The sequence below is a fragment of the Bacillus sp. JJ1532 genome (assembly GCF_036965085.1).
GTDB lineage: Bacteria > Bacillota > Bacilli > Bacillales > Cytobacillaceae > Cytobacillus.
In genome coordinates, this window is record NZ_JBALOW010000050.1 from 123,259 (window position 1) to 129,925 (window position 6,667).

Annotated in this window: 6 protein-coding genes; 3 read left to right on the forward strand and 3 right to left on the reverse strand. The window is 37.1% G+C overall.

The window, feature by feature from the left end:
- Positions 1 to 62: 62 nt before the first annotated feature.
- Both V7122_RS17895 and V7122_RS17900 read right to left on the reverse strand, forming a co-directional pair.
- Positions 63 to 635: a hypothetical protein gene (locus V7122_RS17895; protein ID WP_335527984.1), complete on the reverse strand. Its 573-nt coding sequence runs from the start codon at positions 633 to 635 to the stop codon at positions 63 to 65.
- Positions 628 to 1,506 carry a hypothetical protein gene (locus tag V7122_RS17900; protein WP_335527987.1) on the reverse strand — a complete coding sequence of 293 codons (879 nt, stop codon included), beginning with the start codon at positions 1,504 to 1,506 and terminating at the stop codon, positions 628 to 630. The genes V7122_RS17895 and V7122_RS17900 overlap by 8 nt, the downstream gene beginning before the upstream one ends.
- A 123-nt stretch (positions 1,507 to 1,629) precedes the next feature.
- Here V7122_RS17900 and V7122_RS17905 point away from each other — a divergent pair, with 123 nt between their 5' ends.
- The 3 genes from V7122_RS17905 to V7122_RS17915 all read left to right on the forward strand — a co-directional run bounded on the left by V7122_RS17905 (position 1,630) and on the right by V7122_RS17915 (position 5,100).
- Positions 1,630 to 2,388: an NRDE family protein gene (locus tag V7122_RS17905; protein ID WP_335527990.1), complete on the forward strand. Its 759-nt coding sequence runs from the start codon at positions 1,630 to 1,632 to the stop codon at positions 2,386 to 2,388.
- A 115-nt stretch (positions 2,389 to 2,503) separates the two neighbouring features.
- Positions 2,504 to 3,484 carry a diaminopimelate dehydrogenase gene (locus tag V7122_RS17910; protein WP_335527993.1) on the forward strand — a complete coding sequence of 327 codons (981 nt, stop codon included), beginning with the start codon at positions 2,504 to 2,506 and terminating at the stop codon, positions 3,482 to 3,484.
- Positions 3,485 to 3,639: 155 nt separating this feature from the next.
- Complete coding sequence (locus V7122_RS17915; protein WP_335527996.1) at positions 3,640 to 5,100, forward strand: PstS family phosphate ABC transporter substrate-binding protein; 1,461 nt, start codon at positions 3,640 to 3,642, stop codon at positions 5,098 to 5,100.
- A 52-nt stretch (positions 5,101 to 5,152) separates the two neighbouring features.
- Here the strand turns inward: V7122_RS17915 and V7122_RS17920 are convergent, their stop codons facing one another.
- A complete protein-coding gene (locus tag V7122_RS17920) occupies positions 5,153 to 6,379 on the reverse strand; it encodes a PucR family transcriptional regulator (protein ID WP_335527999.1) in 1,227 nt (408 codons plus the stop codon).
- Positions 6,380 to 6,667 lie beyond the last annotated feature (288 nt).

Genomic DNA, 6,667 nt, shown 5'->3' on the forward strand with positions numbered 1-6,667 from the left:
ATTAAAATAGACATGACGGATGTCAGCCTAGTCAATCGCGGCTAACTAGGCAGACTGTCTGATTATACGGTCAAAAATCTTATTCTAAATTGCCTTAATAAAACGAGTATGATGATTTCCATGATAAAGGTCGTGACGGCGCTAAATCCGATAATAAGAAAGCCTTCGGAATCATTAACGTTCATAAAAAACGGAATGGATGCCAAAGAAGCAAAGGTTCCTATTACGTAAATGAACATTCCTTTTTTCGCGCTTTTCGCAAACAGCATAAATCCTTCTTGCTCTGCCATTTCAATGAATCCAAGGATTGCAAAGTAAACCATGAATAAATGAAGAATTCCATGTATGGTTGAAATGAACATTAAGAATAGTGACAGGTTGGACAGACTGAATTCATCCATTGGAATCGGTGGTCCCTGAAAAATTGTCACTAAAGATAGCAATGCTAAACAGATTGAAAGTCCTCTTGCTTTTGAAAAATGCGAAGAGTAAGTCGGCAGCTGCTTTAAACTAGAAACGATAATAATATAGCCAATAAAATCAGGCAGAATATCGATTATTATGATATTAATATCAATTAGAACTAGGATTAGCCCCCAAAAGACCTTGTTGATGGAAGAAGGAATATTAGTCATTATTTTCCCCCTTAACAATCTCCCTTATTTCCTTTTCAGCTAGATAGGGTTGATACGAAAAAAAAAAATACTCAGAAAAGGTTTGTCCGTTCATTTCTTGCACTTCCAAGGCTGCACGAATTTCATAGTAGTTAAAACGGCCAGAATCATTTTGCTGAAAAGAGAATTGATATCTTATCGACAGTAGTTCATTTTTTTTCATCTTGATTGGGAATAAATTTTTTGAGAGTGATCTTCCATCATCTTGAAAAACACCAGGAACCTTTTGATTCAAGTGCTGCTGAACCTCGACTTGATTACTGTTTATCTTTAAAGAAAGGGAGGATTTCAATTCTTCCGCATATGGAATTGCCAATCCTGTAATTTCGATATCTTCATCAGCCTTTAATATATGATACCCCGTGTGATCGCTGGAGCTACCAGAGATTTGAGATTGTAAAACACGATCATTCCACTTATATAATGTAATCTCCCCAATATTCATTGTCAGACTGTCCCCATTTGACAGGTGAGCTTTGACTTGATTAAAGCTAAAGGAATTTTCATCGATGTTTGTTAAAAATCTTTCATTTACTTCAAGAGAAAATGTTTTTAATTCATAGTGCCGATATTTTTGACCATGTTGAGGTCCTTTCGAAAAAAATTCACCTTCCATTCCGGGAATTGTGACCCATTGGATGTCTAACTCATCGCTGCGATTCGCAATATAATGTAAATGGATGATGTTTCCTTGGGTGGACGGAACATAATAATAATGCTTTAACATAATCGGCTTTTGAAGCTGGCTAGAAACAAAAAATGCATAATTTCCAACTAAGCTCACAATGACCACAGCTATCCCAGCATAAAGCAAGGATTTATTCATTTTCATCGCGTTTTCCTTTCAAACATGACATTATATATTGTATATTCCATTTTATTTGAAGTTTTCCTTTTCAGAAAAAGATTTTGTTCATCGAAATGAACGTAATTACTTATGAAGGTGGTGAAATACATGTGCTTAATCCTATTTGCTTATAAAGTCCATCCTGAATATAGGCTAATCGTTGCGGCAAACCGCGATGAATTTTATGCACGGCCAACAGCACCAGCACATTACTGGGAGGATCATCCATATATATTAGCTGGCAGGGATTTAGAAAAGATGGGCACCTGGATGGGAGTTACAACTTCCGGCAGATTTGCGGCACTAACGAATTATCGGGATCCGAATGAAATAGTGGGAGGCAAGCGATCACGAGGAGAATTGGTGGCTGGATTTTTGCAGGGTAGCGATACCCCTTTTGAATATATGAAAAAAGCCGCTGCGGATGCCATCAACTATCCAGGCTATAATCTATTAGCTGATGATGGTGAAAATTTATACTATTACTCGAATATCGAAAATGAAATCAAAAAGCTTTCCCCAGGAATTTATGGAGTTAGTAATCATTTATTAAATACAGAGTGGCAAAAGGTGAAGCGGGGCAAAGAGGGATTAGCGGCAATAATGAGCGGAAAAAAGAAAAACCTTTCAACTGACCTATTTAATCTTCTGCAAAATGCAGATCAATCTCCAGACGAAGTCCTCCCTAATACGGGTGTAGCGATTGAATGGGAAAGAATTCTTTCCCCATTATTTATCCAGAGTGAAGGATATGGGACAAGAAGCTCGACTGTATTATTCATGAAAGATGAGAAAATAGATTTTATTGAACGTGTTTATTCAGTAGACTCATTCAGCAGTAATAGATTTGCAATAAAAATTACTTAAGAAGATGTTGAATTGTAAAAAAACTTTATTGTGCTAAAGTTTTTTTGTTGTATGTTTGCTTAAAAAAAGGTAAGATGAAAAATAAAAAAGTTTATCAGCTATGGAGGGATTCACTATGAACAGTCAAATTAAAGTAGGTATTGTTGGGTATGGAAACCTTGGCCGTGGTGTGTTAGCTGCCATCAATCAATGCCCAGATATGGAACTGGTTAGTATTTTTACAAGAAGATCACCTGAAAGTATTCATGTTAAAGATGTGAAGGTATTACATATCTCCGAAGCTGAAAATTACAAAGATAAAATTGATGTGATGATTTTATGCGGCGGTTCGGCGACTGATCTGCCTGAACAAGGCCCACAGTTTGCTCAATGGTTTAATACGGTTGATAGCTATGACACTCACGCGAAAATCCCAGAATATTTCGATTCAGTTGATCAGGCTGCAAAAGAAAGCGGGAAAACAAGTATTATCTCTGTTGGGTGGGATCCTGGTCTGTTTTCTATTAATCGTTTAATGGCCGAAGCAATCTTACCTGCGGGTGAAAATTATACGTTCTGGGGAAAAGGTGTCAGCCAAGGGCATTCAGATGCTGTCCGCAGAGTTGAAGGTGTAAAAGGAGCCGTACAATATACTGTTCCGATTGAAGAGGCTGTTGAAAAAGTAAGAAGTGGGGAAAACCCTCAGCTCTCTACTGCTGAAAAACATTTAAGAGTTTGCTATGTAGTAGCAGAAGAAGGCTATGATCAAGCGAAAATAGAAGAGACAATTAAAACTATGCCAAATTATTTTGCGGATTATATTACAGAGGTGCACTTTATTTCTGAAGAAGAGCTGCAAGCTAACCACTCCAAGCTTCCACATGGAGGATTCGTGATCCGTGGCGGACAGACAGGGGAAAATAATAAACAAATCATTGAATTCTCACTGAATTTAGAAAGCAATCCGGAATTCACTTCTAGCGTGTTAGTGGCGTATGCACGAGCTGCTTACCGTTTAAATAAGGAAGGCCAAGCTGGAGCGAAATCTGTTTTTGAAGTAGCGCCAGTTTACCTGTCTCCAAAAACAGCAGAAGAATTAAGAAGAGATTTACTATAGGATGGGGCCGTCCCCCATTGACCCGATAAACAGATGTCATCATATTGGCATCTGTTTTCTTTTTGCCAAAATTAATTAATACTAGCAAAATATATTGCAAAAACAGAGTGTAAAGTGTAAAATTACACTAAATATTTTGAGGGGATGTGTCAATTTTGGGTAGAAAGCTCGGGGCTCTGATTTTATATTTCGGTATAATTCCTTTTGGACTGTCATTTTTACCGCTGGCAATATTGGGTAGTGGAGTCGAAAATATCATGAGTTCATCCCTTATTCCGCTAATAATAGGGGGCGTAGCCTGTGGGATTTTCGCTGCAAAGAAACTAAATGAGCCAGATAAATTAAAGGAAGCCCTGCCGCTCTATTTTATGCCACTCCTTTATACTGGAATTTTATGGGCAATATTTATGATCATTAGTAAGGGGTTTTACGGTGCGGATTTGTGGTTTTATTTTGCCATTTCTCATATTGCATTCGCTCCGATATTTTTAATAGGGTCATTTATGGGAGTCGGCAGCCTTTTTATATGGGCGCCTATAGCATATGAAATTTCACTTTTAATTGCTTTGATAATTACATTGGTGCTAAGAAAAGAACGCCTAGTTTATAAACCGAAACAGTGGATAATGATTTTTTCGGTCCTGGTCATTGCCTTTGGATCGGGTGCTTCCATCCAATTACAACGCAGTAAGTCAGTCTTGCCATCGTACGGGTTTGACTATGGGGGAGGCTACTCTAGTACTGATTTGACACCTTATTCAGTGACGAATCCTAATCATAAACTTCCTCAGCTTCAGGAAGAATCAACTTTTACGATAACGGAACGAAATCAGATGCCCATTTTAGATGGGGCTGAAGCGGCTTATCCTGTTTATTCAGCTTTTGCTAAAGAGACGTATAAAAATATTGAAAACCTTAATGGTGGTGAAGAAATCGTCACCTTTACAAACACGATTTATGCTTATGAAAGACTGCTTTCAGGTGAAATTGACATCTATTTTGGTGCGGAGCCATCGAAATCTCAGCTAGAAATGGCGAAGAGGGCAGGGAAAGAGCTAGTGATGACCCCAATTGGCAAGGAGGCATTTGTGTTCTTTGTTAATCCAGATAATAAGGTTCACAGCTTAAGTGTTTCTGAGATTCAAGGAATCTATTCCGGAAAAATAACGAATTGGACCGATTTGAATGGGCGCAATGAAAGAATAATTGCCTTCCAGCGACCGGAAAACTCAGGAAGTCAAACCTTATTACAAAAAATAATGGGGGATACTCCCATTATGGAGCCGCTTAAAGAGGAGGTCCCACGTGGAATGGGCGGAATTATGGAACAGGTCGCCGATTATCGAAATTATAAAAATGCGATTGGCTTCTCATTCCGCTTTTTTGCTACTGGCATGAACCCTAATCCTGATATTAAGCTGATCGCCATTGACGGAATAGAACCAAACCCGGAAAATATTTCGAGTGGCACATATCCATTTACTGCGTCCCTTTACGCTATATCGATAAAGGATAATCCTAAATCAACTATTGTTCCCTTTTTAGAATGGATGCAGGGACCACAAGGGCAAGAAATTGTTGAACAAATTGGGTATATTAAGCTTCCGGAAAAATGAAGATAAAAAAAGATGCCCTTTTAATAGAATCGGCATCTTTTTTTATAAAGCTTTATTGCCCTTTTTTCATTAGCTGCAAATCTATATAAAGTTGGCATTTTAAATTAAAATCATCCAAATCAAGCCCAGTTAGCTCAGTAATCTGCTTAATTCTGTATTTCAGTGTATTAATATGGATATAAAGCTGATCGGATGTTTGTTTGAGCCGGCAATTATTAAATAAATACACTTCTAACGTGTTTACTAAATCCGTTTGGCTTTCCTGGTCTTTTCTTTGCAGGATCAGCAATTCTTCGTTTCTATAATTCATCTGATCGTTTTGTCTTGAGATCGTTTCAAGATAACGAAAAACTCCAAGCTTTTTATATTCGAAAATTTGCTGAGTTGATCTAAGAAATTTTGCTGCATTTATTACTTCAAGAGCCTCTTTATAGCTCTGATTTATTTTTTGAATGGAAGTATAAGGGCGGCCAATACCTGCATAAATAGGCTGATTTTTAAATTGACTTAATACCGTATTAGTTAATTCATTAGCGCTCTCGGACAATTGTTCAGAATGATCGGAGTTGCTGCCCATTACGACAATAATCTTTAGTTGATCACAAAAAAGATGAGTTGGGTTTTTGAGAGCATTGGCGAATAACCGAACAGTCTCTGTCAGCTCATCAAAAATTACCTCGTCATTTTGCCCGATTGTAAAGACAACAATAACAGAGAAATTTGCAATAATGATATTTTTATTGGCTGCCTCCCACTTTATTTGATTTTCCGATTGGTAAGAATCTTGAATGATTTTCTTGAAAAACAGATCTTTTTCTTCATCATTCTTTCGCTTTTCCTGCAATTTCTTGTAAAGGAGCTTGCCAATATGAAAAGACACATTGGATAAAAATTGGAGCTCATCATCAGTTAGCAAGTCATTAACTTCCTGAATCCAAATAAACCCAAGAATTTTATTTTTATGTTTCAAGCTTAAAACGACACGCTGATTTAAGCCAATATCTTTAATTTCCTTGACACGGAATGGTTTCGTTTCCGTTTTCAGCTTTTCCACAATACCTTCATCCATGAATTTTTCTAGAATCGAAATGGGCCACCGCTTGGAAAAGATGGTTTGCTGGTTGGCATTATCAAATTGTTCGATATAAAAAGAGCTGTAGGCTAGTAAAGAAAATTGCTCATTCTCGATCACAACAGGCTTTTTCAAATAGGAACTAATTAAATCTGTAATTTCATCAATATCTGTTAATGTGAATATTTTATCGATTGGCTGATTCATACGGCTGCTCCTTTCCATAAAATTTACTGCGTATCTATTCAAGTATTAATATGTATGTAAAATTAAAAACCCTAGATTCTATCATACTTTCAATAGTTTTATCTGTATAGCCCTTCTTAGGTTATTTCAGAAAACAAAGTTATTGTTAAAAAAGTGTATTAAGCTATGTTGCGTTTCTGAGGTTTGAATTGAAAAACGCTGATAAGAAGGGCTTCAAGGTAAGGGGGGGGGAGTTCTAGACAAATACTAACATAGAAGGATTCAATGTAAGGGTTTTGTTGTAGTTCG